Origin of the sequence: Streptomyces sp. NBC_00986 (genome assembly GCF_045162565.1) — a bacterium.
Classification (GTDB): Bacteria; Actinomycetota; Actinomycetes; order Streptomycetales; family Streptomycetaceae; genus Streptomyces.
This window is the reverse complement of record NZ_CP108733.1, coordinates 10985381-11011022: the sequence shown is the minus strand read 5'-3', so window position 1 is coordinate 11011022 and position 25642 is coordinate 10985381. Positions and strand designations below refer to the sequence as shown.

General features: G+C 70.5%; 24 protein-coding genes. 19 read left to right on the top strand and 5 right to left on the bottom strand.

Annotated elements, in window-relative coordinates; all coding sequences use genetic code 11:
- Positions 1–70 precede the first annotated feature (70 nt).
- From OG504_RS49665 to OG504_RS49650, 4 genes are all read left to right on the top strand, one after another.
- A complete protein-coding gene (locus tag OG504_RS49665; protein WP_405995753.1) occupies positions 71–454 on the top strand; it encodes a hypothetical protein in 384 nt (127 codons plus the stop codon).
- Positions 455–567: 113 nt separating this feature from the next.
- Positions 568–1812, top strand: a complete 1245-nt coding sequence (locus OG504_RS49660) for an MFS transporter (protein ID WP_405995752.1) — start codon at positions 568–570, stop codon at positions 1810–1812.
- 81 nt (positions 1813–1893) lie between these two features.
- A complete protein-coding gene (locus tag OG504_RS49655) occupies positions 1894–2076 on the top strand; it encodes an antitoxin (RefSeq protein WP_019056963.1) in 183 nt (60 codons plus the stop codon).
- Positions 2077–2230: 154 nt separating this feature from the next.
- Positions 2231–3304 (top strand): MHYT domain-containing protein, encoded by a 1074-nt coding sequence (locus OG504_RS49650; protein WP_405995751.1) that lies wholly within the window; start codon positions 2231–2233, stop codon positions 3302–3304.
- A gap of 70 nt (positions 3305–3374) precedes the next feature.
- Here OG504_RS49650 and OG504_RS49645 read toward each other — a convergent pair whose 3' ends face one another.
- Positions 3375–5663, bottom strand: coding sequence for a zinc-dependent metalloprotease (locus OG504_RS49645; protein WP_405995750.1), 2289 nt, complete (start codon positions 5661–5663; stop codon positions 3375–3377).
- Between the two features lie 88 nt (positions 5664–5751).
- On the opposite strand from OG504_RS49645, the gene OG504_RS49640 reads away from it, so the two are divergent.
- Both OG504_RS49640 and OG504_RS49635 read left to right on the top strand, forming a co-directional pair.
- Positions 5752–7257 (top strand): metallophosphoesterase family protein, encoded by a 1506-nt coding sequence (locus tag OG504_RS49640; RefSeq protein WP_405995749.1) that lies wholly within the window; start codon positions 5752–5754, stop codon positions 7255–7257.
- Between the two features lie 67 nt (positions 7258–7324).
- Positions 7325–8353: an LLM class flavin-dependent oxidoreductase gene (locus tag OG504_RS49635; protein ID WP_405995748.1), complete on the top strand. Its 1029-nt coding sequence runs from the start codon at positions 7325–7327 to the stop codon at positions 8351–8353.
- Between the two features lie 8 nt (positions 8354–8361).
- On the opposite strand, the gene OG504_RS49630 is transcribed toward OG504_RS49635, so the two are convergent.
- Positions 8362–9363 carry a TauD/TfdA dioxygenase family protein gene (locus OG504_RS49630; RefSeq protein WP_405995747.1) on the bottom strand — a complete coding sequence of 334 codons (1002 nt, stop codon included), beginning with the start codon at positions 9361–9363 and terminating at the stop codon, positions 8362–8364.
- A gap of 175 nt (positions 9364–9538) precedes the next feature.
- Here OG504_RS49630 and OG504_RS49625 point away from each other — a divergent pair, with 175 nt between their 5' ends.
- On the top strand, positions 9539–10369 hold the full coding sequence (locus OG504_RS49625; protein WP_405995746.1) for an aldo/keto reductase: 831 nt from the start codon (positions 9539–9541) through the stop codon (positions 10367–10369).
- A gap of 99 nt (positions 10370–10468) precedes the next feature.
- Positions 10469–10903, top strand: a complete 435-nt coding sequence (locus tag OG504_RS49620) for a cupin domain-containing protein (protein WP_405995745.1) — start codon at positions 10469–10471, stop codon at positions 10901–10903.
- Positions 10904–10928: 25 nt separating this feature from the next.
- On the opposite strand, the gene OG504_RS49615 is transcribed toward OG504_RS49620, so the two are convergent.
- The 3 genes from OG504_RS49615 to OG504_RS49605 all read right to left on the bottom strand — a co-directional run bounded on the left by OG504_RS49615 (position 10929) and on the right by OG504_RS49605 (position 14204).
- A complete protein-coding gene (locus tag OG504_RS49615) occupies positions 10929–13295 on the bottom strand; it encodes a SpoIIE family protein phosphatase (RefSeq protein ID WP_405995744.1) in 2367 nt (788 codons plus the stop codon).
- A 64-nt stretch (positions 13296–13359) separates the two neighbouring features.
- A complete protein-coding gene (locus OG504_RS49610) occupies positions 13360–13827 on the bottom strand; it encodes a peroxiredoxin (protein ID WP_405995743.1) in 468 nt (155 codons plus the stop codon).
- Positions 13824–14204 carry a DoxX family protein gene (locus tag OG504_RS49605; protein WP_405995742.1) on the bottom strand — a complete coding sequence of 127 codons (381 nt, stop codon included), beginning with the start codon at positions 14202–14204 and terminating at the stop codon, positions 13824–13826. The genes OG504_RS49610 and OG504_RS49605 overlap by 4 nt, the downstream gene beginning before the upstream one ends.
- A gap of 118 nt (positions 14205–14322) precedes the next feature.
- Here OG504_RS49605 and OG504_RS49600 point away from each other — a divergent pair, with 118 nt between their 5' ends.
- The 11 genes from OG504_RS49600 (at position 14323) to OG504_RS49550 (ending at position 25640) form a co-directional block, all read left to right on the top strand.
- On the top strand, positions 14323–14940 hold the full coding sequence (locus OG504_RS49600) for an HAD family hydrolase (protein ID WP_405995741.1): 618 nt from the start codon (positions 14323–14325) through the stop codon (positions 14938–14940).
- A gap of 46 nt (positions 14941–14986) precedes the next feature.
- Positions 14987–16153 (top strand): acyl-CoA dehydrogenase family protein, encoded by a 1167-nt coding sequence (locus tag OG504_RS49595; RefSeq protein ID WP_405995740.1) that lies wholly within the window; start codon positions 14987–14989, stop codon positions 16151–16153.
- Positions 16154–16921 carry an SDR family NAD(P)-dependent oxidoreductase gene (locus tag OG504_RS49590; protein ID WP_405995739.1) on the top strand — a complete coding sequence of 256 codons (768 nt, stop codon included), beginning with the start codon at positions 16154–16156 and terminating at the stop codon, positions 16919–16921.
- Positions 16922–17035: 114 nt separating this feature from the next.
- Positions 17036–17836 carry a FadR/GntR family transcriptional regulator gene (locus tag OG504_RS49585; protein ID WP_405995738.1) on the top strand — a complete coding sequence of 267 codons (801 nt, stop codon included), beginning with the start codon at positions 17036–17038 and terminating at the stop codon, positions 17834–17836.
- Positions 17837–17918: 82 nt separating this feature from the next.
- Positions 17919–18719: an enoyl-CoA hydratase/isomerase family protein gene (locus tag OG504_RS49580; RefSeq protein WP_405995737.1), complete on the top strand. Its 801-nt coding sequence runs from the start codon at positions 17919–17921 to the stop codon at positions 18717–18719.
- 2 nt (positions 18720–18721) lie between these two features.
- Entirely contained in the window at positions 18722–19693 is a 972-nt protein-coding gene (locus tag OG504_RS49575) for an acyl-CoA dehydrogenase family protein (protein ID WP_405995736.1), read from the top strand.
- The gene (locus OG504_RS49570; protein WP_405995735.1) at positions 19690–20829 is read left to right on the top strand and encodes an acyl-CoA dehydrogenase family protein; all 1140 of its coding nucleotides are present in this window, start codon (positions 19690–19692) and stop codon (positions 20827–20829) included. The genes OG504_RS49575 and OG504_RS49570 overlap by 4 nt, the downstream gene beginning before the upstream one ends.
- 15 nt (positions 20830–20844) lie before the next feature.
- Positions 20845–22443, top strand: coding sequence for a FadD3 family acyl-CoA ligase (locus tag OG504_RS49565; RefSeq protein WP_405995734.1), 1599 nt, complete (start codon positions 20845–20847; stop codon positions 22441–22443).
- Between the two features lies 1 nt (position 22444).
- Positions 22445–23662 carry a CaiB/BaiF CoA transferase family protein gene (locus OG504_RS49560; protein ID WP_405995733.1) on the top strand — a complete coding sequence of 406 codons (1218 nt, stop codon included), beginning with the start codon at positions 22445–22447 and terminating at the stop codon, positions 23660–23662.
- Complete coding sequence (locus tag OG504_RS49555) at positions 23659–24495, top strand: enoyl-CoA hydratase/isomerase family protein (protein ID WP_405995732.1); 837 nt, start codon at positions 23659–23661, stop codon at positions 24493–24495. Before OG504_RS49560 ends, OG504_RS49555 begins: the two co-directional genes overlap by 4 nt.
- Positions 24495–25640 carry a thiolase family protein gene (locus OG504_RS49550; protein WP_405995731.1) on the top strand — a complete coding sequence of 382 codons (1146 nt, stop codon included), beginning with the start codon at positions 24495–24497 and terminating at the stop codon, positions 25638–25640. The genes OG504_RS49555 and OG504_RS49550 overlap by 1 nt, the downstream gene beginning before the upstream one ends.
- The last annotated feature ends 2 nt before the right edge of the window (positions 25641–25642 follow it).

Here is a 25642-nt window from a genome sequence, read left to right as displayed (position 1 = left end):
AACAACTCGACTGCCGGCCAGTGGACTTGACCCCGGTCGAAGAACTCGGCCAAGCACTCAGGAGGCAGACATGAGACGCACGATACGACGCCGTGGAGTCATGATTTCGGTGGCCGCCGCGCTCAGCGCCGGCGGGCTGATGCTGGGAACGGCGGCGAGCGCGTCCGCGAGCGCGCTGATCCCGCTGACCACGGCCAACGGGGCGGCTCTCTTCAACGGCACCACCGTGGCCTCCGGAACGGTCGGCGTCCCGGATCTATGGCCCGGGGACACGATCCTCGCCACCTGCTGGAGCCGGGGCGACAACCTCGGCGGAGGCAACGTCTGGTACCGCACGGTCGACGAGCGCTACGCCCACCTCAACGGGCTGGAGTTGACCGCCACCGGGTGGACGTACGGGGCGTACGTCGACACCAACACGGCCTTCCACAACGGGAGCGTCCCGCAGTGCTGACCGGACGGTGACATCGGACCCGTCCACGGCGTCGAGCCCCCGGTCGTCATGGCCGGGGCTTCGACGCCGCCTCCAACCGCCTTGGGAAAACGCTTACTTGCTACGATCCGATCATGCCGCGCCTGGTCGATGTCCCTGGGTACGTACGCTTCTGGACCGCCTCCGCGATCTCGTCGTTCGGCTCCCAGATCACCGGGCTGGCGCTGCAGATCCTCACCGCCGTCACGTTGAGCGCGTCCGCCACGGAGGTGGGTCTGGTCAACGCGGCCCGCTGGGCGCCGTACCTGCTCTTCGGGCTCGTGGCCGGGGTCCTGGTGGACCGCTGCCGGCGCACGCCGGTGATGGTGGCCATGGATCTCGGCAGGGCCGTCCTCCTCGGCGCGATCCCGCTGCTGTACGCCCTGGACCGGCTCAGCATCGCCGCGCTGTGCGCGTGTGTCTTCGCCTTCGGGGTGCTCTGTCTGTTCTTCGACGCGGCCAACCACTCCTACGTCCCGCAGCTGGTCCCCAAGGAACTCCTCAACGCGGGCTACGCCCGGGTGGGGCAGGCCGACGCGGCGGCCGGGTCGACCGGTCCGCTGATCGCCGGCGTGCTGATCAGGCTGGTCGGCGCACCGCTCGCCGTGCTCGTGGACGCCGTCAGCTATCTGGTGTCCGGCCTGCTGCTCACCTCGGTACGGGCCCACGACCCGGTTCCCGACCGCGGCGGGCGGCGCAGTCTCCTCAGTGAACTGCGCGAGGGGACGGCCTGGGTCTACCGCCATCGGACCCTGGCGTCCATCGCGCTGACCTCGCACCTGATGCTCCTCTTCAACACCGTCGTCAGTACGGTCTTCGTGGTCTTCGCGCTGCGCGACCTCAAGATCGGGGATTTCGGTCTGGGCGTGACGTACGCCTGCGCGGGCCTGGGCGGAGTGCTCGGCGGCGCGTTCTCCGCACGCGCGGCGCGGCGATTCGACGTCGGCGCCGTCCTGATCGCGGGCCGTCTCGTCGCCGCCGTCGGCTGGCTGCCGCTGGTCCTCGCCGAGCGCGGCCCGTGGGCCCTGGTCTCCGTATCACTGGCCTTCTTCCTGGTCTCCGGCGCCATCTCGCTCGAGAGCCCGGTCGAGATGAGCTACCGCCAGGCGGTCACGCCCGAGCGGCTGCGGGGACGGATGAACGCCACAATCCGCTCCTTCAACTGGGGCACGGTCGCGATCGGCGCACCCCTGGGCGGCCTCCTCGCCGACCGGGTCGGCTATCGGTTCGCCCTGTGGGTGGGCCTGTCCGGCGCTGTCTTCCAGGCACTCCTGCTCGCCGGGTCCCGCACGCGGGAGGCCCGTGACACCGACGGAGTCGAGCCTCTCGTACGCGCCTGAATCCGGGAATCACCCGAAATGCGGCATACGGAAAGCCGGGGGATGCTGGGAGGGCCAACGCACGTCCGAAGGAGGACAGCCATGTCGTTCATGGACAAGGTCAAGGGAATGCTGGGCCAGCACCCCGACCAGGCCAAGCAAGGCGTGGAACGGGCGGGAGACATGGTCGACAAGCGCACGGGCGGCAAGCACGCCAAGCAGGTCGACATGGCCCAGGACAAGGCCAACGACTTCATCGACCGCGAGAAGCCGCAACAGCCCTGACCGCTTCTGTCCCCGTATCGACCTCGATGCGACCCAAGTGCACCCTGGAAAGCACAGAGTTAATCGACTGCTGATGTGAAAGGGTTGCGCGCCCCGGGCCCGATCCGTACATACTCCCCCCACAAGAAGCCACAACTCTGGGGGGAGTTGGCTCATGCAAGGCACGATCGACGGGTTCCGCTACGGTGCGGTCACCCCGGTGGCGGCCTATTTGATGGCCTGCCTGGGAGGGGCGCTGGGACTGCGCTGCGTGGTGCGGTCCCTGCACAACAGACAGTCGTGGAAGGCGGGTTGGCTCGCGCTCGGCGCGACCTCGATCGGCAGCGGCATCTGGACGATGCACTTCATCGCGATGATGGGCTTCCAGGTCGAGGAGACCCGGATCGGCTACGACGTCGGCCTCACGGTGCTGAGTCTGGCCGTGGCCATCGTCGTGGTCGGCATCGGCGTGTTCGCCGTGGGCTATCGCGGCGCCACCGCCGGCACGCTCTCCGCGGCCGGCGTCATCACCGGCTTAGGAGTCGCCGCCATGCACTATCTGGGCATGGCGGCCCTGAAGTTGAACGGCGACGTCGAGTACCGCACCAGCACGGTCGCGCTCTCCGTGGTCATCGCGATCGTCGCCGCGACGGCCGCCCTGTGGGCGGCCGTCTCCATCCGGGGCTTCCTGGCGAGCCTGGGCGCCAGCCTGGTGATGGGCGTGGCCGTCTCCGGGATGCACTACACGGGCATGGCCGCCGTGAGCGTCCATCTGCACGGCACGGACGGCGCGTGGACGGGCGACTCCGCCAACTCCATTCTGCTTCCCATGCTTTTGGGGCCGGCGATCTTCCTGCTCCTGGCCGGGGTCGTCGTGATGTTCGACCCGCTGCTGGTGATGGGCGAGGGCGACTGGGACCGCTCCTTCGCCCGCCACCCGGTCGGCCCGGACACCGCCGGCAAGCAGCCCGCCGAGCGCCCGGACTCCCTCTTCGACACGGCGGGCCTCCCGGCAGTCGGAAGGCCAGGCGGGTACGAGAGCCCGCCCGCCCCACCTGGCAGCCACCGGAGCCGAAGCCGGAACACCCGCAGAAACCCCACCGCCCCGACACCGAACCGACAGGCCCCGTACGGCAGCCCCGCCATCCCGTCGCCGCCGAATCCCCGCGATGCCTACAACACCCCGGCCACTCCCGCACGCGGCATCCCGGACCCGCAAGGCACCCCGCAGCGCCCCGGGGAGTGGTGACCGACACCGCCCGCCACGGCCCGACTTGAGCCACCGATCGCCGTAGCCGCCAAATGGCCCTACGGCGGCCTCAGTTGGGCGCGCCCGGCGGCACCCGGGGCAGTGGATCGACCCGCACCGACCCGGCATCGGCGAGGAACGCCCGGATCAACTCACCCGCCTCACGCGCCTGTTCGCCGCCCTGGCAGCGCAACTCCGTCCCGAGCCGTCGTACGGCACCGCGCAGCGACATGCGTACCGGCGCGTGGAGAGCCGTGTCGTCGAGCAGGGTCAGCAGGTGGTTCAGGAGGGTCCAGTCCGCCGCGTGTTGTACGGCGGCCCCGCCGGGCAGTTCGGCGGGTACAGGTTCGGTACGGAGCCAGGTCGCGGCGAGGAGGGCATCGACGATGTCGATGACACCGGGCGCCTCGGGATCTGCGGCATGCTGCCAGGCCACCCGGTTGAGCCGGGCCGGGTCCAGCAGCTGCTCCGTGACCAGCGCGGTCGCGACCCGTACGGCCTCGAAGGGGTCGAAGATCCGCCCGGCCCCCGTGTCGAGGTACTGCTCCGTGCGGTCGTAGCGGATCGCGGGCGGGGTGAGGGTGCCCAACACCGAGCCGGGCAGGGAGAGTTGCTCGGCCCGCAGGAGTTCGGCGAGTCGGGTCAACGCCGTGTGCTGGGTGGCCGCGTCGACGGCCCGCGCGCCCCGGCCGTCCTCGCCCGCGAGGCCGTACGCGTAGCGCACCCCGCCCACCAGCCGGGCCACGGCCGTCACCTCGTGCCGGTGCAGGAGGTGCAACAGAACGGCCCGTTCCTCCAGTTCGCCGGTCTGCCGGTCTGCCGGCAGCACCCCGCGGGAGAAGCCGTCCAGCGCGATACGGCGGACCCGCAGCATCGTCTCCAGCGCCTGGAGGGCGTCCGGTCCGCTGACCCAGGTCACGGCGTCGGCGTGCGCGGCGTTCGGGCCCTGGGCGTCCTCGTCGGAGAGGTAGGTCAGGCCCGATTCGGCCGCCTCGGCGCGCAGTTGGGCGAGCGCGGTCTCCTCCGCGCCTTCACCGAACCGGCCGTAGGCGTGCGCGACCAGGAAGTGGTCCCACGGTCCGAGTCCCGTGCCGTACGCGGCGGACAGGTCGAGGTCGCCCTCCGCCGTGACGCCGATCCGCGCGTGCGGGTAGTCCATGACGGACGGCTCGGGGTGCTGCGTACTGGCGAAGTTGTGCATGAAACCGAGCGCGTGGCCGATCTCGTGCGCGGCGAGCTGACGCAGCCGGGCGAGCACCAACTCCTCGACGGCGGCGAGGCGTTCGGCCTCGTCCGGGCGGCCGTAGGGTGCGAGGAGGGACTCGCCGAGCGCGCGCACCTGTTCGACGCGCTGGGAGCCGAGCCGTACCCGGGCGTGCAGGATCTCGCCGGTGCGGGGGTCGGTCAGGCCCTGCCCGAGGGACCAGCCGCGGCCCGCCCGGTGCACCCAGACCACCCCGTTGACGTCGGGGTCGTACGGGTCGAAGCCGTCGGCGCCGGGCTCGACCCGGTAGGCGTCGGGGAGTCCGGTCCGGGCGAAGGCCTGCTGCCACCAGTTGCCGCCCTCGACGACCGCCGAGCGGAACGGTTCGGGGACGGCCGGATCGACCTGGAAGACGATCGGGGCGCCGCCGGGTTCCGCGCGGAAGCGGGGCTGGAGCTTGACCTGGGTGCTCGCCCGGCCGACGAGCCCGTGGTCCGCGTAGCCGATGCCGTAGCCGCCCGAGGCGGGGTGGTAGCGGCGTACGGGCAGCGGGGACGCTGGCAGCCGGAGCAGGTTCAACTGCTGGACGACGGTGAGGGCGCGCGGGTCGGCGGCGACGGCCCGGACCGCTGAGCCACGGCCGAGGCCCCGGAAGGTGAGCAGCGCGGGCAGCCGGACGGCGGTGGGTCCGGTGCGGCTGTCGGCGACCAGCGGCAGGCTCGTGGAGGCGTCGACCGTGTAGTCGCCCTGCTCGCGGGCGTGCAGATGCTCGGCGATCCCGTCGTGGTCGGCGACGACGAGCCCGGTCGCGTCGACGACCGCCGCGCCGTTCTCCTCGCGCAGCACGGGCCCGCTCCACACGACGGACAGCGCGAACGACTCGTCCCCGGCCCGTACGGCGGCCGCGTCGCCGGAGGTCAGGAAGTGCTTGTTGCGTACGGCGAACAGGACCCGGTCGCCGACCCTGCGGAACTCCGCGAGCCAGGTCTTGCCCGCCCTGCCCCGGTCCAGCTCCAGGTCACTGGAGCCCAGGCCCTGGGAGAGCGAGACGGTGAGGAGGAAGGGTTCGTCGAAGTGGCGGATGCCCAACAGCAGCCGGTCCGAACGGAGTTCGGGGTCGGGGATCAGATCGATGAAGTCGGCTTCGCCGGGCATGCGGGGGCCTTTCGGTTGAGCAACGTCGAGTTGATGTTGCCAGGCCCCTGCCTCTCGTACCGCTTTGGCTCGTTGTTACGGTTCACCGGTGTCTGAATCTTCACGCGATACTCCCGAAGGCGCCGGTTGGGGCACCGCGGAGCGCGGCGCGTATCAGCAGCTCATGCCGTCCCATGTCGAGAAGGTCTCCTGGCTCAGCCCGAAGACTCTGTGGTCCGCTCGCAACGGCGTGTTGGCCTCCTGGTTCGGGGACCCGACCGGCTCCACCCGCGGCCGTTGGGTGGCGCAGCGCGCGGCTGCCGGAGCGCCCGCCGACAAGGTGATCCGGCGCGACGATCCGGACACCTTCTCCTTCATGGTCATCGGTGACACCGGCGAGGGTGACGATCCCCAATACGCCGTCGTGCCGGGCTTTCTGAAGGTCAGTCAGGAAACGGCGTTCTCGGTCGTCGCCAGTGACGTCATCTATCCCGTCGGCACCGCGGACGACTACGAGACGAAGTTCTTCCGCCCGTACCAGGCCTATCCGGCGCCGATCTACGCGATACCCGGCAACCACGACTGGTACGAGGGCCTCGGCGGCTTCATGCGCGTCTTCTGCGACGACGCGCCCGCGCTGCCCGCACCGAAGGCGCCGCGCCCGCTGACCCGTGCCTGGTGGCGTGCACTGCTGTGGCACCACCCGCGTCCGTCCGACGGCGAACACCTGGACAAGGCAAGGCAGTTGCGCTCCTCGCCGGACCAACAGGCCGTACAGCCGGGCCCGTACTGGGCGATCGACGCGGGACCGGTGCGCATCATCGGTATCGACACGGGCCTGTTGGGCACGATCGACGCCGAACAGGGCGCCTGGCTGCGCGAGGTGTCGAAGGGGTCGACACCGAAGATCCTGATCACCGGTTCGCCGCTGTACGTGGACGGCGAGCACCACCCGTGCGCCATCGAGGGCGGTGGCACGGTCGACGACATCGTCAGCGACCCGGCCCACCGGTTCGTCGCCGCGATAGGTGGCGACATCCACAACTACCAGCGCTATCCGGTCCAGTTGGCGGACGGCCGCACGCTCCAGTACGTCGTCTCGGGCGGTGGCGGCGCGTTCATGCACGCGACCCACACCGTGCCGCGCGTCGACATCGCGAACGTCACCGAGCGGGACTTCCGCTGCTACCCGCTGCGCGGCGACTCCCTCGCCTTCTACAGCAGGCTGTACGGGCGCCGACTGCGCCTGCGCCGCTTCTTCACCCTCACCGAGGCCCAGGCGTCGGCCGTGATCTGCGAGCGCCTCGGCATCCCGCCGACCCGCGCCCCGGGCCCGCCCGTCCGCATCACCCGGCGCGTCCGCCTGGTCGCGAGCCTGCTGGGCGCCGGGACCCGCCCCGACCGCCGCTCGCGCTTCCGTCTCCCGGTACGCAAGATCTACACGCAGCTCTTCTCACCCAGCTCGGTGACGTACAGCCCGCCGTTCTTCAAGTGCTTCCTGCGACTGGACGTGACCCCGGACGCGATCCGGCTGCGCTGTTTCGCGGCCACCGGCAACCGCGCCCAGGAGATCGACCCGCCGGTCGAGGACGAGATCACCATCCCGCTGCACTGATCACACGCCCGCAACGTTCGCCTGCCACAATCGGGACAGAACTGACGTACGACCGCCGGAGGAGCCCGTGCCGCCCACCTCACGCCCGCTGCGGAAGCTGGGCTTCCTCACGATCGGCCTCTTCGACGAGGCCGATCCGCGCCGGGGCCACGAGTCGACGCTGGAGATCATCGAACTGGGCGAGCGCCTCGGCTTCGACAGCGCGTGGCTGCGCCACCGCCATCTCCAGTACGGCATCTCCTCCCCCGTCGCGGTCATGGCTGCGGCCTCGCAGCGCACCAGCCGTATCGAGCTGGGCACGGCGGTGATCCCGCTCGGCTGGGAGAACCCGCTGCGGCTGGCGGAGGACCTGGCGACCGTCGACATCCTCTCCGGGGGCCGCATCAACCCGGGCGTGAGCGTCGGCCCGCCGATGCACTTCGACCAGCTCAAGGAGGCGCTGTACCCCGACACGGCCGACGTCGAGGACTTCAGCTACGAGCGGGTGCGCCGGCTCCTCGACTTCGTGCGCGGCAAACCGGCCACGGACTTCAGCGGGGTCGAGGGCTTCGAGGTGTTCTCCGACCGGGTGCAGCCGCACTCCCCCGGCCTGGGCCGTCGCCTCTGGTACGGCGGCGGCAGCACAGGCTCCGCGAAGTGGGCGGGCGAGCACGGGATGAACTTCCTCACGAGCAGTGTCGTCAAAGCTGAAGGGCCGGACGAGTCAAGGGACTTCGCCGAGATCCAGCTCTCCCACATCCGTACGTTCCGCGCCCACCACCCCGACGGCGACGCCGCCCGCGTCTCCCAAGGCCTGGTGGTCATCCCGACCGACTCCGCCTCGCCCGAACAGCGCGCGAAGTACGGGGAGTTCGCCCGCAAGCGCACTCCCCGTACGACGTCACCGCAGGGGCCGGCCCGGCTGATGTTCGCGCCGGACATCGTCGGCACCTCGGAGGAGATCGCCGAACTCCTGCACGCGCACGCCGCGTTCAGGGAGATCGACGAGGTGGCGTTCGCGCTGCCGTTCACCTTCGAGCACGAGGACTACGTGCAGATCCTCACGGACATGGCGACGAAGCTGGGACCGGCGCTCGGCTGGAAGCCCACCGTCTGACCTCCGTGTCACCAGCGGCCCGGCTCTGTGCCGACGATCGGGTCCGAGGACTTCCCGTCCACGCCGACCGGTATGTCGCCGGTGAGCATCACGCGGTGCATGGTGCGCGGGAAGCCGAGGTGGGCGTTGTCGCTGGGGGCGAGGTGGATGGTGGCCCGGTTGTCCCAGAAGGCCACGCTGCCCGGCTCCCAGCGGAACCGCACCGTGTACTCGGGCCGCGTCGCCTGCGCGAGCAGCATCTCCAGGATCGCGGCGCTCTCCGCGCGGGAGACGTCGGTGATCTGCTCCAGGTAGTAGCCGTTGACGAACAGCACCCGCTCCCCCGTCTCGGGGTGCACCCGTACCAGCGGGTGCACCGAGGCGACCTGGTGGTCCAGGAGATGGCGGACGTACGCGTCGTCGCCGGGGCGCGGCTGATAGCCGACGCCGAGCCGGTGCTCGGCCCGCAGCCCGTCCACGAACTCCCGTACCGGCTGCGAGAGTCCGGCGTACGCGGCGGCCAGGTTCGACCAGGTGGTGTCGCCGCCGTACGGCGGTACGGTCTCCGCGCGGAGGATCGTCGCGGCGGGCGGGTCGACGCGGGCGCCGTGGTCGCAGTGCCAGCCGCGCAGGAGGGTGTGCCTGCGCCGCTCCAGCCACTCCTCGTGCTCCATGCCGAACCGGCCGCCCAACTCCAGCCGGTCGGCGGTCGTTTCGACCTCGGGGAAGCCGGCCGGTGACGCGCCGCCGCGCCGCCCGAGCACGACCGGTTCCCCGAAGCGGCGCGCGAACGCGACATGCCCGGTGTGGTCGAGCCGTTGCCCGCGGAAGAACACGACCTTCCAGCGCAGCACCGCCGCCCGGATCGCGGCGACCACGGCGTCGTCGAGTTCTCCGGCCAGGTCGACACCGGTGATCTCGGCCCCGATGTGCCCGGCGGCCGGCCGCACCTCCATGCCGTCCACCCGCACCGTCTCGTCCGTCGTCGTTCCGCCGCTGTCCGTCGTCGTTCCGCCGCTGTCCGTCGTCATGCCCGCTCCGTCGTCGTACGTGCCCGGCCGGTCGTCCGCACCGGGTCCTCCCCACCGGGTCGTACCCAGGTCGTACGGGTTCCAAGGAAGGTCGTGTCAGCGATCCCCGCGCGGGGCGACAGGGGGTCCGCTCGCCCATACTGGGTGTACCGCACAGTCAAGGGAAGGTCCGACCGTGATCAGCATCCCGACGCACACGCTCAACGACGGAACGAAGATCCCCGCCATCGGCCTGGGCACCTGGCCGATGGACGACGCGACGGCCGAGGAGGCTGTCGACGGCGCGTTGCGCATGGGCTATCGCCTGGTGGACACGGCGACGAACTACCGCAACGAGACCGGCGTCGGCCGTGGCATCGCCCGCAGTGGCGTACCGCGCGAGGAGATCCTCGTGACGACGAAGCTGCCGGGACGCCACCACGGCTACGAGGAGACCCTCGCCTCCTTCGAGGAGTCCCGGGCGCGGCTCGGTGTGGAGTACGTGGACCTGTATCTGATCCACTGGCCGCTGCCCCGCGTCGGCAAGTTCGTCGATTCCTGGAAGGCGATGATCAAGCTCCGCGAGGAGGGTCTCGTCCGGTCGATCGGCGTCTCCAACTTCACGCCCGGGCACATCGAGCAGTTGGAGAAGGAGACCGGCGTCCTGCCCTCCGTCAACCAGATCGAGCTGCACCCGCTGTTCCCGCAGGACGAACTGCGCGCTTTCGACACCGAGAAGGGTGTTCTCACGGAGAGCTGGAGTCCTCTCGGGCGCGGTTCCGAGCTGTTGAACGACCCCGCTGTCGTGACGGTCGCCGAGGCCTTCGGGGTGACACCCGGCCAGGTGGTGCTGCGCTGGCACACCCAGCTCGGGGCCGTCCCGATCCCCAAGTCGGCGGACCCCGGCCGGCAGCGCGCGAACCTCGACATCTTCGGCTTCGAGCTCGGCCCGGCTCAACTGGCCGCGATCTCCGACCACGCGCCGCAGCGGCTGGGCGGGGACCCGGAGACGCACGAGGAATTCTGAGAGTCCCGGGGGTGGAACTTGCGTGTTTCCGCCCCCAACTCGCCTTCCCTGCCTCTATGTTCACGGCGGAGTTTCACGATCTCACCGGAAGGTTCTCGTATGCGCACCGCGTTCCGTACCGCCCTGACCGGGTCGGTGGCCACCGCCGCTCTGCTGGTCGGCGGCACCGCCCAGGCGACCCCGGCGGGGCCCGGAGTCACCGCCACGCTGATCAGCCAGACCACGATCGGCGACACCGACTACACCCTGCGCGAGATCACCATTCCGCCAGGCCAAGCCACGGGCTGGCACTACCACGACGGTCCCCTCTACGGCATCGTCAAGCAGGGCACGCTCAGCCACTTCGACTCCAGCTGCGCCTCCGACGGCGTGTACCGGGCGGGCAGCCCCATCCAGGAACCGGCCGGTCCGGGCAACGTGCACATCGGCCGCAATCTGGGGAACACGCCTGTCGTCCTCGACGTGCTGTACGTCCTGCCGCACGGATCACCGTTCTCGGAGGACGCGCCGAACCCGGGCTGCCCCTTCGAGTAAGCGGGCCGGTGAGCGAGTCGCCCGGTCAGCCCGGTGGTGGCAGCGGCTGTTCCGCCCAGATGGTCTTGCCGCTGCCGGTCTGCCGGCTGCCCCAGCGCTGGGTGAGCTGCGCGACGAGGAGGAGTCCGCGTCCGCCCTCGTCGTAGGCGTGGGCGCGGCGCAGGTGCGGTGAGGTCGAACTGCCGTCGGAGACCTCACAGATGAGGGCGCGGTCGCGGATCAGGCGGAGCTGGATGGGCGGTTCGCCGTAACGGATGGCGTTGGTGACGAGTTCGCTGACGACGAGTTCGGTGACGAAGGCCTCCTCGTCCAGTCCCCACGCGGTGAGTTGCTCGGTGGCGGCCTGCCGGGCCCCGGCCACGTGCGCGGGGTCGGGTTCGATGTCCCAGGTGGCGACCCGGTCCGCGCCGAGCGCACGGGTGCGCGCCAGCAGCAGGGCCACGTCGTCGCTGGGCTCCTCCGGCATCACGGCCTTCAGCACCGAGTCGCACAGCGCGTCGAGCGACTCGGCGGACGCGGTGAGCGCGCGGCACAGCTCGGCGGTGGCGTGGTCGACATCGCGGTCGCGGTCCTCGATCAGACCGTCCGTGTACAGGGCGACGACAGCTCCCTCGGGCAGCTCCAACTCCACTGCCTCGAAAGGGAGTCCGCCGACGCCGAGCGGCGGTCCCGCGGTCATGGGGACGAGGCTCGCGGTCCCGTCGGGCAGGACGACGGCCGGCGGTGGATGTCCGGCGGCGGCCATGGTGAGGTGGCGCGATACCGGGTCGTAGACGGCGTAGAGGCAGGTGGCGCCGAGTTCCGCGACCTCGTCGCCGGTGTCGTCCGTGGCGAGGTGGGTGACCAAGTCGTCGAGGTGGGTGAGGAGTTCGTCGGGCGGGAGGTCCACGTCGGCGAGGGTGCGGACGGCCGTGCAGAGGCGGCCCATGGTCGCCGAGGACGGGATGCCGTGTCCGACGACGTCGCCGACGACCAGGGCGACGCGGCTGCCGGACAGCGGGATCACGTCGAACCAGTCGCCACCGATGCCCGCGAGGGACCCGGAGGGCAGATAGCGGTGGGCCACCTCGACCGCCGCCTGTCCGGGCAAGTCCCTTGGCAGCAGGCTGTGTTGGAGGGCGAGTGCGGTGGAGCGCTCGCGGGCGAAGCGGCGCGCGTTGTCGATGCAGACGGCGGCCCGGCTGGCCAACTCCTCGGCGAGTACGGCGTCGTCGGCCACGTAGTCGTCCGGGTGGGCCATGCGGACACCCACCGCGACACCGAGCGTGGTGCCCCGCGCCCGCAGCGGCACGGCGATCATCGAGTGGACGCCCTTGCGGTGCGGAATCCCCTCGGGGGAGCGCGCGTTGCGGTCCGCGACCCACCGCACGAAGTCGGGTTCGCCCGCCTGGCTGCGCACCGCCCGTCCCTCGCGCAGGGCACGCACGGGTGGCGAGGACGGCTCGTAGACGTCCGTCTGTCCCAGGCGTACGGCGGCGCCCGGCGTGCCCTCCTCGACGGAGCCGTGGGCGACGCGCCGCAGCACGATCTCGCCGTCCGGGGCCGGCGGTGGTTCGTCCGCGCCGAGCACCCACGGGAGCAGGTCGACGCTGGCGAAGTCGGCGTAGCGCGGCACGAGGATCTCCACGAGTTCCTCGGCGGTGCGGACCACGTCGAGGGTGGTGCCGATGCCGACGGCCGCCTCGTTCAGGAGGGCCAGCCGCTGCTGGGCGAGGTACTGCTCGGTGCTGTCGAACGCCGCGAGGGCGACCCCGGTCACCCCACCGGAGTCGTCCTTGAGGGGCCACATCTCGATGCTCCAGGCATGCTCCCGGTTCAGGGCCGGAGCGCCCGCCCAGCTGTTGTAGCGGACGGGTCTGCCCGTCTCGGCGACCAGGCGCAGGTTGCTCAGGAAGCTGTGGCTGTGTTCGGCGTCCTCGACGCTCTCCGGGAAGAACCGGCCGATCAGGACGTCCTCGGGCACGCCCATCACGCGGCAGGCGACCTCGTTGAGGCGGAGGTATCGCTGCTCGGTGTCGAAGACGGAGAGCGACATCGACGCCTGTTGGAAGGCCTGCTCCGCCAGAGAGGGCGCGGATGCGGGTGCCGGTTCGGCGAGGGGTTCGGCGAGAGGTTCGGCGGTGAGGACGTATCCGTCGGGTGCGCCGTCCGCGCCGAGCACCGGGCACGCCCGCACGGTGAGCGGGAGCGGGGTTCCGTCCCGGTGCCGTAGGACCAAGGGGCCCGCGAGCGCGGCCAGGGCCGTGGTGGCGGGAGGTTCGGCGAGCAGTGCCGCCACCGACCGGCCCACGGCCTCCTCGGCCGGGTATCCCGTCAGTGTCCGGGCACCGTCGCTCCACCCCGTCACGATGCCTCGGGCATTGATGACCGCCGCGGCGGAGGCCTGCTCCATATCGTCCAGGATGGTCCCTATACCGCGCGGCAACAACCGCGGTACGGCATTTGTGACCCCAGGGTCACTTCCGGTGGGCACGGAAGGCGGCGAGGGCGCGGTCGGCGTGGGTGTTCATCCGCAGTTCGCTGGAGACGACCTCCAGGATCGTGCGGTCCTCGCCGATGACGAAGGTGGCCCGCTTGGTGGGCGCGAGCGAGAACCCGCGCTTCACCCCGAACCGCTCCCGGATCGTCCCGTCGGTGTCCGAGAGCAGCGGCATGCCGAGGGTGTGCTTCCCGGCGAACTCCTGCTGCTTGTCGACGGAGTCGCCGCTGATACCGACGGGCCGCGCGCCGACGGCCGCGAACTCGGCGGCCAGATCCCGGAAGTGGCAGGCCTCGGCGGTACAGCCGGCGGACAGGGCGGCCGGATAGAAGAACAGCACCACCGGCCCCTCGGCGAGCAGTTCCGTGAGACTCCGCTCGGCGCCGGTCTCGTCCGGCAGCGTGAAGTCCTCGACCTTGTCACCGACGTTCAGGCGTCCTGTCATGACCGTCCCTCCCCATTCTTCGCGACATTGCGTGCCCACAGTACGAGAGGCACCTGCAAGGGCAGCCGCCCGTAGGCCGCCGCTCTCTGCGGGGTCGGCCGGTCCCGCCAGTCCAGCGCCATCTTCACGTTGGCGGGGAACACCCCCACGAAGAACCCCGCCGCGGCCAGCGCGGCCGTACGCCGGGTACGCGGCACCGCGATCCCCGCGGCCAGCGCCAGTTCGACGGCACCGCTCGCGTACGTCCAGGCCCGGGGTGACCCCGGCAGCGCGCGCGGGATCGTCGCGTCGAACTGTTTCGGCGAGGCGAGATGGGCGACCCCCGCGGTCGCCAACAGACCGGCGAGCAGCAGCGACGAGCGTTCGGACCGTGGCACGGTTCCTCCTCTGATGACCTGCCGCGCGATGTTACTCCACGGTAGAAGAGCGGTGACGGTTGACCTTGTCCAAAGGTGAGGCCCGACAGTCGCGCGGAGACGAACGAGAGGAACCCGCATGAACGCGCGCTGCCTGATCCTCGACATAGGCGGTGTCCTGGAGCTCACGCCCCGGACGGGCTGGCTCGCCCGCTGGGACGAGCGCCTCGGCCTCCCGCCGGGGACGGCGGACGGACGCCTGACCGACGTCTGGGAGGCCGGAGAGATCGGGACCGTCACCGAGAACGAGGTGCGCGAGCAGGTCGCCGCCCGGCTGGGACTCGGCCCGGTGGACACCGAGTCATTCCTGGCCGACCTGTGGGACGAGTACCTGGGCACCCCGAACACCGAACTCATCGACTACGTGGCGGGGCTGCGCCCACGCTGCCGGCTGGGCATTCTCAGCAACAGTTTCGTGGGCGCCCGCGAGCTGGAGTCGGCGGCGTACGGCTTCGACCGGCTGGTCGACGAGGTCGTCTACTCGCACGAGACCGGCGTCCGCAAGCCCGACCCCCGCGCCTTCGCCATCACCTGCGCCCGACTCCAAGTGCGGCCCGCCGACTGCCTGTTCGTCGACGACTTCGCCCCCAACGTCGAGGCCGCCCGTGCTGCCGGGATGCGGGCGCACCTGTTCGAGGACAACGTCGGCACGATCGCGCGGATCACCGAGCATCTGGACCCTACAGTTTCGGTCTGACCTTTGATATGTTTCACAATCGGAACCGGAGAAGGGTCCGCATTCCATGGACTTTGAGCTGACCGAGGACCAGGAAACGATCCGCAAGTCCGTCGCCGGACTGCTGCGTGACTTCGACGACCAGTACTGGATGGAGAAGGACCAGGCGCACGAGTTCCCGACGGAGTTCTACGACACCGTCGCGGGCGGCGGCTGGCTCGGGATCACGATCCCGGAGGCGTACGGCGGCCACGGCCTCGGCATCACCGAGGCCAGCCTGCTGCTGGAGGAGGTGGCGCGGTCGGGCGGCGGCATGAACGCGGCCAGCGCGATCCACCTGTCCATCTTCGGCATGCATCCGGTGGTGGTGCACGGCTCCGAGGAGCTGAAGCGGCGCACCCTCCCGCGCATCGCGTCCGGCGACCTGCACGTCTGTTTCGGCGTCACCGAACCGGGCGCCGGTCTCGACACCGCGAGCATCACGACGTACGCACGACGGGACGGCGACCACTACGTCGTCAACGGCCGCAAGGTGTGGATATCCAAGGCCATTGAGTCCGAGAAGATCCTGCTGCTGACCCGCACCAGCAAGGCCGACGAGGTCGCCAAGAAGACCGACGGGATGACCCTGTTCCTGACGGACATCGACCGCGACCGGATCGACATCCGCCCGATCACGAAGATGGGCCGCAACGCCGTCACCTCGAACGAACTCTTCATCGACGACCTGCGCATCCCCGTCGAGGACCGCGTCGGCGAGGAGGGCCAGGGTTTCCGCTACCTCCTCGACGGCCTCAACCCCGAGCGCATGCTGATCGCCGCGGAGGCCCTCGGCATCGGCCGGGCCTCGCTCGACAAGGCGGTCCAGTACGGCAAGGAGCGCGTCGTCTTCGGCCGCCCGATCGGCATGAACCAGGCCATCCAGTTCCCCCTCGCGGACTCCCTGGCCCACCTCGACGCCGCCGAACTCGTGCTGCGCAAAGCGACATGGCTCTACGACAACGGGAGGCCCTGCGGACGGGAGGCGAACACCGCCAAGTACCTGTGCGCCGACGCCGGGTTCACGGCCGCCGACCGGGCGCTGCAGACCCACGGCGGCATGGGTTACTCCGAGGAGTACGGCGTGTCCCGCTACTTCCGCGAGGCGCGTCTCATGCGCATCGCGCCGATCAGTCAGGAAATGATCCTGAACTACCTGGGATCACACACGCTGGGACTCCCGAGGAGCTACTGAATGACCGACAGCACAGGGCTGTTCGACCTCACGGGCCGGTCGGCGCTGGTCACCGGCGCCGGGGGCGGCATCGGTTCCGCGGTCGCCGAGGCGCTGGCGCGCGCGGGTGCCGCGGTGCTGGTGACCGACGTCGACGAGTCGGCCGCCGCGGCCGTCGCGGGGAAGATCAACGCGGCGGGACTTACGGCGGACAGCGCGGCCCTCGACGTACGGGACCGGCCCGCCGCCGACGCCGCGGTTGCACGTGCGGCGGAACTCGCCGACGGAACGCTGCACATCCTGGTCAACAACGCCGGGGTCATCGCCCCGGCCATGTTCGACAAGCTGGAGGAGGAGGCCTTCCGGCGCGTCCTCGACATCCATGTGATGGGCACGTTCCACTGTGCGCAGGCCGCGCTGCCGTTCCTGCCGGACGACGGCAAGGGTCGGATCATCAATGTCACGTCGTCGGCGGGTCTGGTCGGCACGCTCGGGCAGGTCAACTACTCGGCCGCGAAAGCCGGGATCATCGGGCTGACGAAGTCCCTGGCGCGCGAACTCGCGCGTCGGCGCGTGCTGGTCAACGCCCTTGCGCCGCTGGCCGCCACGCCCATGACGGAGACCATCCGCACCAACGAGAAGTTCTCGGCCCAGATGCTCGCCCGGATTCCGCTGGGCCGGTGGGCCGAGCCGGCGGAGATCGCGGGCAGTTTCGTGTTCCTCGCCTCGGACGCGGCCTCCTTCATCACCGGGCAGGTCCTGCCGGTGGACGGCGGCATGGTGATGTGACGGGCGGCTCGCATGCCGTGCGGCACGGTGATGTGACAGGCACCGCGCGTGCTGTGTTGAATGGTTCAGCCAAAGAGGCCGAAGAGCGCGGCTTCCGACGAGAGGCCTGAACCTGTGCAGAGCGCCGAGCAGCCTTCCCGCACCCTTCGGGGGCGCGCTACGGCCGGTGAGCCCCGGCCGCGCTTCGACACGCTCACGGTCCCGAAGGCGTCGGACGTGCTGGCGGCGGAGGTGCGCGAGCGGATTCTCTCCGGGGAGTTCACGGAGGGCACGGCGCTGCCGCCGGAACGGCAACTGGTCGAGCAGACGGGGCTGAGCCGGGCGACGGTGCGCGAGGCACTGCGCATCCTGGAGGTCGAACGGCTGCTGGAGATCAGGCCGGGGCGCGGGGGCGGCGCCTTCGTGCACCGGCCGGGGCGCGAATCCCTCGCGAACACCGTGCGGTTGGTGATCCGGGGGCAGCGCATCCGTCTGGAGGATCTGCACGAGACGCGGGAGGCGATCGAGCCCGCGTGCGCGGCGCTGGCGGCCAGGCGCCGTACGGACACCGACCTCGCGGAACTGGACGATGCCCACACGGACCTCGTCACGGCGGGCGAGGACATCCAGCGCTTCCTGCGCGCCAACGTCCGCTGGCACAACGCCGTGGCGCGGGCCGGTGAGAACGAGCTTCTCATCGGGTTCATGAGCGCTCTCTCGCAGTCGATCCACGCGGCCACCAACATCGAGCAGTTCATGGACGCGGACATCCGCAAACTCACCGCCCGAGCGCACGCCCGGATCACCGAGGCGATCCGGGACCGCGACAGCGAGGCGGCCATGCGCCGGATGACGCGCCATGTGTGCGGCTTCGCGCGTGCCGCCGCCGAGGTGGACCGCCGGGACGGCGTGGAGCTCACGGATCCCGAGAAGTGACCCGCCCGAATGCGAGAATGTGATTCTCTTCTTCGTGCAACACCATTGACAGTATCGGTCTGACCTTTAATACCATCCCGGTATGAGCAAGGTGACTCCCGTGCTGACCGTGGCCGCCGACGGAGACGTCCGCATCGTCACCCTGAACCGCCCCGACCGGCTGAACGGCGTGTCCGAGGAACTGCACCGCCGCCTGTCGGAGGTGTGGCGCGAGTTGGCGGACGACACGAAGGCCCGGGCCGTCGTCCTCACGGGCGCGGGACGCGCGTTCAGCGCGGGCGGCGACTTCGACCATCTTCTACGGCACCACACCGACCCGGAGCTGCGGGAGCGGTCGATCCGCCTCGACCGCACCATCCAGACCGAGATGATCCGCTTCCCGCTGCCGGTGATCGCCGCCGTCAACGGCCCCGCGGTGGGCCTGGGTTGCAGCCTCGCCCTGGCCTGCGACCTGGTGCTGATCTCCGAGGACGCCTACTTCGCGGACCCGCACATCTCGGTGGGCCTGGTGGCCGGCGACGGCGGAGTCACCCTGTGGCCGATGCTGACGAGCCTGCTGCGCGTGAAGGAGTACCTCTTCACCGGCGACCGCATCCCCGCGCCCAAGGCGGTCGAACTCGGCCTCGCCAACCGAACAGTCCCGCCCGACGACCTGATGCGCGAGGCGCTCGCCCTGGCCCACCGGCTCGCGGCCCAGCCCGCCGAGGCCCTGCGCGCCACCAAGTCGGCCCTCGCTGCAGTGGTCGAGCAGGTGTCGCGCGGCGGCATGGAGGCCGCGCTGATGGCCGAGCGGGCCACGATGACCAGCCCGGACCACATCCGCATCATCACCGAACTCGCGGCCCGCGCCGAACGGCGCGCGAACCCCCCTGAGGAGAACTGAGCGTGGACCGCGAGGAGTTCGTCCTGGTCCGCGACATGGTGCGCTCACTCGCGACCCGGTTCGGCGTGACATCGGCGGACGAGGTGAAACCGTCCACCCGAACAGCCGCCCAACAGGCCCTGGACGAGCTGGGTTTGGCCGACCTACGGCGTACCTCTCCCCCGGCGGCGACCGCCCAGGAGTGCGCGTTGCTCGCGGAGGAACACGGCCGCCACCCGCTCACGACATCCCTCCTCGGCACGGTCCTGCTGGCCCCCGAACTGCTCCGCCTGCTCGGCGACGACACCACGCAGCCGGCCCCCGCCATCGCGCTCACCCGCGAACTCCGCTTCCCCGGAGAGACACCGACAGATCTCGTCGCCTGGGACTGCGAGGGAGCCGACAGCGCGCTCTGCGTCGCCGCCGAAGGGACGGTCACCCGGGTCGAGTTGGGCCCGGCGGCGCCGAGTACGGACCTCGTGCGCTCAGTGCGCGAGGTGCCGCCGGACGCCCCCGTGGAGGTCGTCGGCCGTCTCCCCGCACCTGATCAACTCCGCTGGCACGCCTACGCACTGGTCGTCGTGACCGCCGAACTCGTCGGCGCGGCCGGCTCGTTCGTGGAGCAGGCGGTCGAATACGCCCGCGTTCGCCGCCAGTACGGCCAGGCGATCGGCTCTTTCCAGGCCGTGCAGCATCTCCTCGCGGACGCGACCGTCCTGGTGGAGGCGTGCACCAGCGTCACGCGCTACGCGGCCTGGTGTCTCGACAACGAATCGCCGGAGCGCGCCCTGACGGCGGCACGTGTCGCCAAGGCGGAGGTCAACTCCTCGGCACTGGAGGCGGTTTACGCCGGGATGCAGGTCTTCGGCGGTATCGCGCAGACGTGGGAGCACATCGCCCACCTGTATCTGCGCAAGGTGCGCCTGGGCGCGACGCTGCTCGCCACGACGGACGAGCTGCTCGTCGCGCTGGCCGTACCGGAGGTGACGCGATGACCGACACCCCGCTGGACTTCGGCGACCCGGCCGATCTGGACCGGCTGCGGCGGGAGTTCCGTGCCTGGCTCGCCGAACACCCGCTCCCCGAGAGGCAGTCGGGCGAACCGGCACCGGTCTTCCTGCGCCGCTGGCACCGCTTGCTGCACTCGGGCGGCTGGGTCGGCCTCGACGTCCCGGAGCGCTACGGCGGCCGTGGCCTGACCGCGCTGCACCAGGTGGCGATCAGTGACGAACTCGGCGCCTGCCGGGCACCTGGCGTCCCCCGGATCGGCTATCTCGCCCACGCCTTGCTGGAGTTCGGCTCGGAGGAACAGCGACTCCGCTTCCTGCCCCGCATGTTGGCGGGTGACGAGGTGTGGTGCCAGGGCTTCAGCGAGCCGGGTGCCGGTTCGGACCTGGCGGGCATGAGCACCTTCGCCGCGCGGCACGACGGCTTCTACACGGTCCGCGGGCAGAAACTCTGGACGAGCTACGCCCAGTACTCCGGTCTGTGTCTGCTGTTGGCCCGCACCGACCGCTCGACACCGGCCCACAAGTCGATCTCGGCGTTCGTCCTGCCCCTGGACCGACCCGGCGTGACGGTACGGCCGCTGCGCGCGGCCAACGGCGACGACGAGTTCTGCGAGCTGTTCCTGGACGACGTCCGCATCGAGGAGTCCGAACGCATCGGCGCCGAGGGCGTCGGCTGGGCGCTGGCGATGACGACGGTGTCGTACGAGCGCAACGCCCTCGACACCGGGCACATCTCGAAGTACGGGCTGCTCGTCGAACGGCTGCGGCGCCATGCCGCCGAGCGTCAAGGCAGCCTGCCCGACGGGCTGTTGTCGCGGATCGGCCGGTGTGTCGTGGACTACGAGGTCCTGGTGGCGCACGCCCGCCGCCGTACCGCCGAACGTCTCGCCGGGCAGGTCGCCGGCCCGGAGTCGTCCGTGGACAAACTGCTGATGACGAGGACCGAACAGCGGCTCTACGACACGGCACTCGAGGTGTTCCCGGCCGAACTGTCCCGAGAGGGCGGCGAGTTGTTCGGCGATTACCTGTACTCCCGTGCGGCCTCCGTCTACGGCGGCACCTCCCAGATCCAGCGGAACATCATCGCCAAGCGGATCCTGCATCTGCCCTCGAACGGTTAGCCCTGGAGCCAACTGATGCGCTACGACGACGAATTCCTGAGCATCCCCAACGTCATCAGGCTGGCCGCCCGGCGCTTCGGGGACGCCACGGCACTCATCGACGGCGACCGCCGGTGGACGTTCCGGGAACTGGAAGAGCAGATGATCGACTCGGTCCGCGCCACCATGGCGCTCGGCGTCAAGCCGGGCGACCGGGTCGGGCTGTGCGCCCCCAACTCGGCGGAGTGGATCTTCACCGCGCTGGGCATCCACGGCGCCGGAGCGATCCTGGTTCCGCTCAACACGCGGTTCAAGGCGCAGGAGATCTCGTACATCCTGCGGAAGTCGGAGGCGGCGGCCGTGTTCGCCTCGCCCTTCCTCGGCAACGACTACATCGGCCAACTGCGGAAGGCCGATCCGGAACTGCCGGCGCTGCAGAAGACGGTGTCCGTGCTCGGCCCGCAGGGCGCGGCGGAACTCGCCTGGAACGACTTTCTCGGCGCGCGAGAAGGCGTTTCCACGGCTGCGGCGCACGAGTCGATCGACCGGTTGACGCCGGACGACGTGTCCGACGTGATGTTCACGTCCGGCACGACCGGCCATCCGAAGGGCGTGATGCTCACCCACGGCCAGTCCCTGCGCGCCTATGGGTGGATGGCGAAGGAGTACACGTTCGAGGCCTCCGACACCTTCCTGGTGATCCCGCCGTTCTTCCACTGCTTCGGCTACAAGGCGGGCTGGCTGGCCTCGTTCATGCACGGCGTGACCGTCATTCCGATGCCCGTCTTCGACGCCGGGCGCGCGCTGGACCTCATCGCGCGGGAGGGGGTGAGCATCCTTCTCGGGCCGCCGACGATCTTCCACGACCTGGTCAACCACCCGGACCGTGCCGCGCACGACCTGTCGTCGCTGCGGGTCTCCATGACGGGCGGCACGACCATCCCGGAATCGCTGATCCGCGCCATGAAAACGGAGTTGTCGTTCGACATCGTGATGAGCGCCTACGGCCTCACCGAGTCGACGGCACTGGTGACCACGACCCGCGTCGGGGACTCCGAGGAGACGGTCGCTCACACAACCGGGAGCACCATTCCCGGTGTCCGGGTCCGGATCGTCGCCGCCGACGGTCTCGACGTCCCGATCGGCCTCGACGGCGAGATCCTCGTGCGCGGCTACAACGTCACCCGCGGCTACTGGGACGACCCCGACGCCACCGCCGCGACGATCGACGCCGAGGGCTGGCTGCACACCGGGGACATCGGGCGGCTCGACGACGACGACAACCTCGCGATCGTCGACCGCAAGAAGGAGCTGTACATCGTCGGCGGCTTCAACGCGTATCCGGCGGAAATAGAGAAGCTGCTTCTCGGCTGCGAGAACGTCCAGCAGGTCGCCGTGATCGGGGTTCCCGACGAACGGCTCGGCGAGGTCGGCTGCGCCTTCGTCGTCGCGCCCCCGGGGCAGACGCCGACCGAGACCGAGGTCATCGCCTGGGCCCGCGAGCACATGGCCAACTTCAAGGTCCCCCGGCATGTCCGCTTCGTCGGCCAACTCCCGCGCAACGCAAGCCAGAAGGTCCTGAAGGACGAGCTCCGGGCCCAGTTCACGGCCGCGAGCCGAGACGCGACGATCTGAGATGACGAGTTCCGAGACGGCAACGACCGGGCCGCTGGCCGGAATCACCGTGGTCGCGCTGGAGCAGGCGATCTCGGCTCCCATGTGCACCCGCACGCTCGGCGACTTCGGCGCCCGCGTGATCAAGGTGGAGAACCCCAAGGGCGGCGACTTCGCCCGCCACTACGACGATGTGGTCAAGGGCCTGGGAGCGCACTTCGTCTGGGTCAACCGCGGCAAGGAGTCGGTGGCCCTGGACCTGAAGACACCCGGCGGCATAGGCGTACTGCACCGCCTGCTGGAACGCGCCGACGTCCTCGTCTCCAACCTCACACCCGGCACCACGGCCAAACTCGGCATCTCCCCAGCCGACCTGACGACCAGTCACCCCGATCTCATCGCCGTCGAGATCGACGGATACGGCCCCGGCGGTCCCCTCTCCCACAAGCGCGCCTACGACCTCCTCGTACAGGCCGAGTCGGGCGCCTGCGCGGTGACGGGCCACCCCGGGGCACCGGCCAAACCGGGACCGCCGATGGCCGACGTGTGCAGCGGCCTCTACGCCGCCCTGTCGATCGTCGCGCTGCTGTGCGGCAGGGAACGCGGGGTGGGGCCCGGGCCCGCGGCCCCGTCCGTCGCGGTGAGCCTGTTCGACACGATGACGGAGCTGATGGGCTATCCCCTCACCTACACCCTCCACTCCGGCGTCGAGCAACAACCGCTCGGCATGAGCTCCCCCGCCGTCGCACCGTACGGCGCCCACCGCACCGCCGACGGCCGCACCGTGGTCCTCGGCACCACGAACGACCGTGAATGGCAGCGCCTGGCACGGGAGTTGATCGACCGGCCGGACCTGGCGGACGACCCACGCTTCCAGGGCAACGCCGGACGAGTGGAACACCGTGCCCTGCTGGAGCCGGAGATCTCCGCCTGGTGTGCCCGGCACGACCTCGCCGAGGTGCAGGACCGCGCGGACGCGGCCGGCATCGGCAACTCCCGCTACAACACGCCCAACGACGTCATCAACCACCCCCATCTGCAGGCCCGCGACCGCTGGCGCGAGATCGACACGCCGTCCGGTCTGGTCCCGGCGCTGCTGCCGCCTCCGGTCATCGCCGGGTACGACCCTCCGATGGGCGCCATTCCCGCTCTCGGCCAGCACACGGACGCCGTACTCACTGAACTCGGGCTGGCGGACGAGGAGATCGCCGTTCTCCGGGCGCAGGGAGCCGTGCGATGACCCCGCAGCCGGTCCTGCTGACGAGCGACGCCGAGGGCGTTCGGACACTCACCCTGAACCGGCCCCACCGCAAGAACGCGATCGACGCCGAACTCTGGGACGCCCTGAGAACGGCACTCTCCGCAGCGGGCGGCGACCGTACGGTACGTGCGCTGGTCCTGACCGGTGCCGACGGGGCGTTCTGCTCCGGGGCCGACATCCGCAGCGGCGTCAGCAGTGAGCACCCCCTGTACCGGATGCGGACCCTGAGCGAGGTCACACTGCTGCTGCACGAACTCCCGATCCCCACCATCGCCAAGGTCAACGGCGTTGCGGTCGGGGCGGGCTGGAACCTCGCCCTGGGCTGCGACTTCGTCGTAGCGACTCCGGAAAGCACGTTCTCGCAGATCTTCGCGCGCCGCGCCCTGTCCATGGACTGCGGCGGCTCGTGGCTGCTGCCGAAGCTGGTGGGGTTGCAGCAGGCGAAGCGGCTCGTACTGCTGGCCGAGACGATCGACGCCGAGGAGGCGCGGGCCCTGAACCTGGTGACGTGGGTCGTGGACGCCGACAAGATCGACGCTTTCGTGGACGACCTCGCCGCCCGGCTGGTGGCCGGAGCGCCGGTCGCGCTCGCACAGAACAAGGCGCTCCTCAACGAGAACGCCGATCGCACCCTGCGCGAGGCCCTTGCCGGCGAGGCGCGGGCGCAGGCCATGAACTTCGCCACGGCAGACGTCCCGGAGGCGTACGCGGCCTTCACGGAGAAGCGTCCGCCGCTCTACACGGGGCGCTGGGCGGTGCCGGGAAGAACGGCACCTGGAACAGCCGCGCCGACAGCTACGGAGGACACGTGATGCGTGAGGCAGTGGTGGTCGAGGCGGTCCGTACCGCCGTCGGCAGACGGAACGGCGGGCTGGCCGGTGTGCACGCGGCCCGCCTCTCCGCCGCCGTCCTTCAGGCTCTTGTCGACCGCACGGGTCTCGACCCCGAGGTCGTCGACGACGTGGTGTGGGGCTGCGTCGGCCAGTTGGGCGACCAGTCGAGCAACATCGGCCGCTACGCGGTGCTGGCCGCGGGCTGGCCCGAGTCCATCCCGGGGACCACGGTGAACCGGGCCTGCGGATCGAGCCAGCAGGCACTGGACTTCGCAGCCCAGGCGGTCATGTCCGGCCAGCAGGACGTCGTGGTGGCGGGCGGCGTCGAGGTGATGAGCCGCATCCCACTCGGAGCGTCGCGGGCCGGCGGGATGCCCTACGGCCCTCAAGTCCTCGCCCGTTACGAGGGGTTCTCCTTCAACCAGGGCATCTCCGCCGAGAAGATCGCGCAGAAGTGGGGACTGGGTCGGGGTGTCCTCGACGAGTTCTCCGCGCTGTCGCACGAGCGGGCGGCGGCCGCGCAGGACGGCGGGGCCTTCGACGCACAGATCGTGCCGGTGACCGACGGTACGAACACGGTGACCGCCGACGAGGGCATACGACGCGGTACCAGCGTCGACACGCTCGCGAGGCTGAAACCGTCCTTCCAGGAGGACGGGGTGATCCACGCGGGCAACTCCTCCCAGATCTCCGACGGAGCCGCCGCCCTGCTGGTCACCACCCCTGAAAAAGCCCGCGAGTCGGGGCTCACGCCGATCGTTCGCTACCGCGCGGGCGTGGTCACCGGTTCCGACCCGGTCCTCATGCTGACCGGTCCGATCCCGGCGACGGAGAAGGTGCTCCGCAAGGCGAGTATCGGCCTCTCGGAGGTCGGGGTCTTCGAGGTCAACGAGGCCTTCGCGCCGGTCCCGCTCGCCTGGCTGGCCGAGACCGGCGTGGACCCGGCGCTGCTCAACCCGCTCGGCGGCGCCATCGCGCTCGGGCACCCGCTCGGCGCCTCGGGTGCCGTCCTGATGACCCGCATGATCCACCACATGCGGGACCACGGCATCCGCTACGGCCTGCAGACCATGTGCGAGGGCGGCGGCACCGCCAACGCCACCGTCGTCGAACTCGCTTCCTGACA

Excerpts from the sequence above, each read along its gene's own strand:
- OG504_RS49590 (WP_405995739.1), top strand. The coding sequence starts at position 16,154 with ATGACCGACAGCACAGGGCTGTTCGACCTCACGGGCCGGTCGGCGCTG.
- OG504_RS49645 (WP_405995750.1), bottom strand. The coding sequence starts at position 5,663 with ATGCCCGGCGAAGCCGACTTCATCGATCTGATCCCCGACCCCGAACTC.
- OG504_RS49570 (WP_405995735.1), top strand. The coding sequence starts at position 19,690 with ATGACCGACACCCCGCTGGACTTCGGCGACCCGGCCGATCTGGACCGG.
- OG504_RS49620 (WP_405995745.1), top strand. The coding sequence starts at position 10,469 with ATGCGCACCGCGTTCCGTACCGCCCTGACCGGGTCGGTGGCCACCGCC.
- OG504_RS49655 (WP_019056963.1), top strand. The coding sequence starts at position 1,894 with ATGTCGTTCATGGACAAGGTCAAGGGAATGCTGGGCCAGCACCCCGAC.
- OG504_RS49580 (WP_405995737.1), top strand. The coding sequence starts at position 17,919 with ATGAGCAAGGTGACTCCCGTGCTGACCGTGGCCGCCGACGGAGACGTC.
- OG504_RS49555 (WP_405995732.1), top strand. The coding sequence starts at position 23,659 with ATGACCCCGCAGCCGGTCCTGCTGACGAGCGACGCCGAGGGCGTTCGG.
- OG504_RS49650 (WP_405995751.1), top strand. The coding sequence starts at position 2,231 with ATGCAAGGCACGATCGACGGGTTCCGCTACGGTGCGGTCACCCCGGTG.
- OG504_RS49600 (WP_405995741.1), top strand. The coding sequence starts at position 14,323 with ATGAACGCGCGCTGCCTGATCCTCGACATAGGCGGTGTCCTGGAGCTC.
- OG504_RS49565 (WP_405995734.1), top strand. The coding sequence starts at position 20,845 with ATGCGCTACGACGACGAATTCCTGAGCATCCCCAACGTCATCAGGCTG.
- OG504_RS49665 (WP_405995753.1), top strand. The coding sequence starts at position 71 with ATGAGACGCACGATACGACGCCGTGGAGTCATGATTTCGGTGGCCGCC.
- OG504_RS49595 (WP_405995740.1), top strand. The coding sequence starts at position 14,987 with ATGGACTTTGAGCTGACCGAGGACCAGGAAACGATCCGCAAGTCCGTC.
- OG504_RS49660 (WP_405995752.1), top strand. The coding sequence starts at position 568 with ATGCCGCGCCTGGTCGATGTCCCTGGGTACGTACGCTTCTGGACCGCC.
- OG504_RS49610 (WP_405995743.1), bottom strand. The coding sequence starts at position 13,827 with ATGACAGGACGCCTGAACGTCGGTGACAAGGTCGAGGACTTCACGCTG.
- OG504_RS49615 (WP_405995744.1), bottom strand. The coding sequence starts at position 13,295 with ATGGAGCAGGCCTCCGCCGCGGCGGTCATCAATGCCCGAGGCATCGTG.
- OG504_RS49560 (WP_405995733.1), top strand. The coding sequence starts at position 22,445 with ATGACGAGTTCCGAGACGGCAACGACCGGGCCGCTGGCCGGAATCACC.
- OG504_RS49550 (WP_405995731.1), top strand. The coding sequence starts at position 24,495 with ATGCGTGAGGCAGTGGTGGTCGAGGCGGTCCGTACCGCCGTCGGCAGA.
- OG504_RS49630 (WP_405995747.1), bottom strand. The coding sequence starts at position 9,363 with ATGACGACGGACAGCGGCGGAACGACGACGGACAGCGGCGGAACGACG.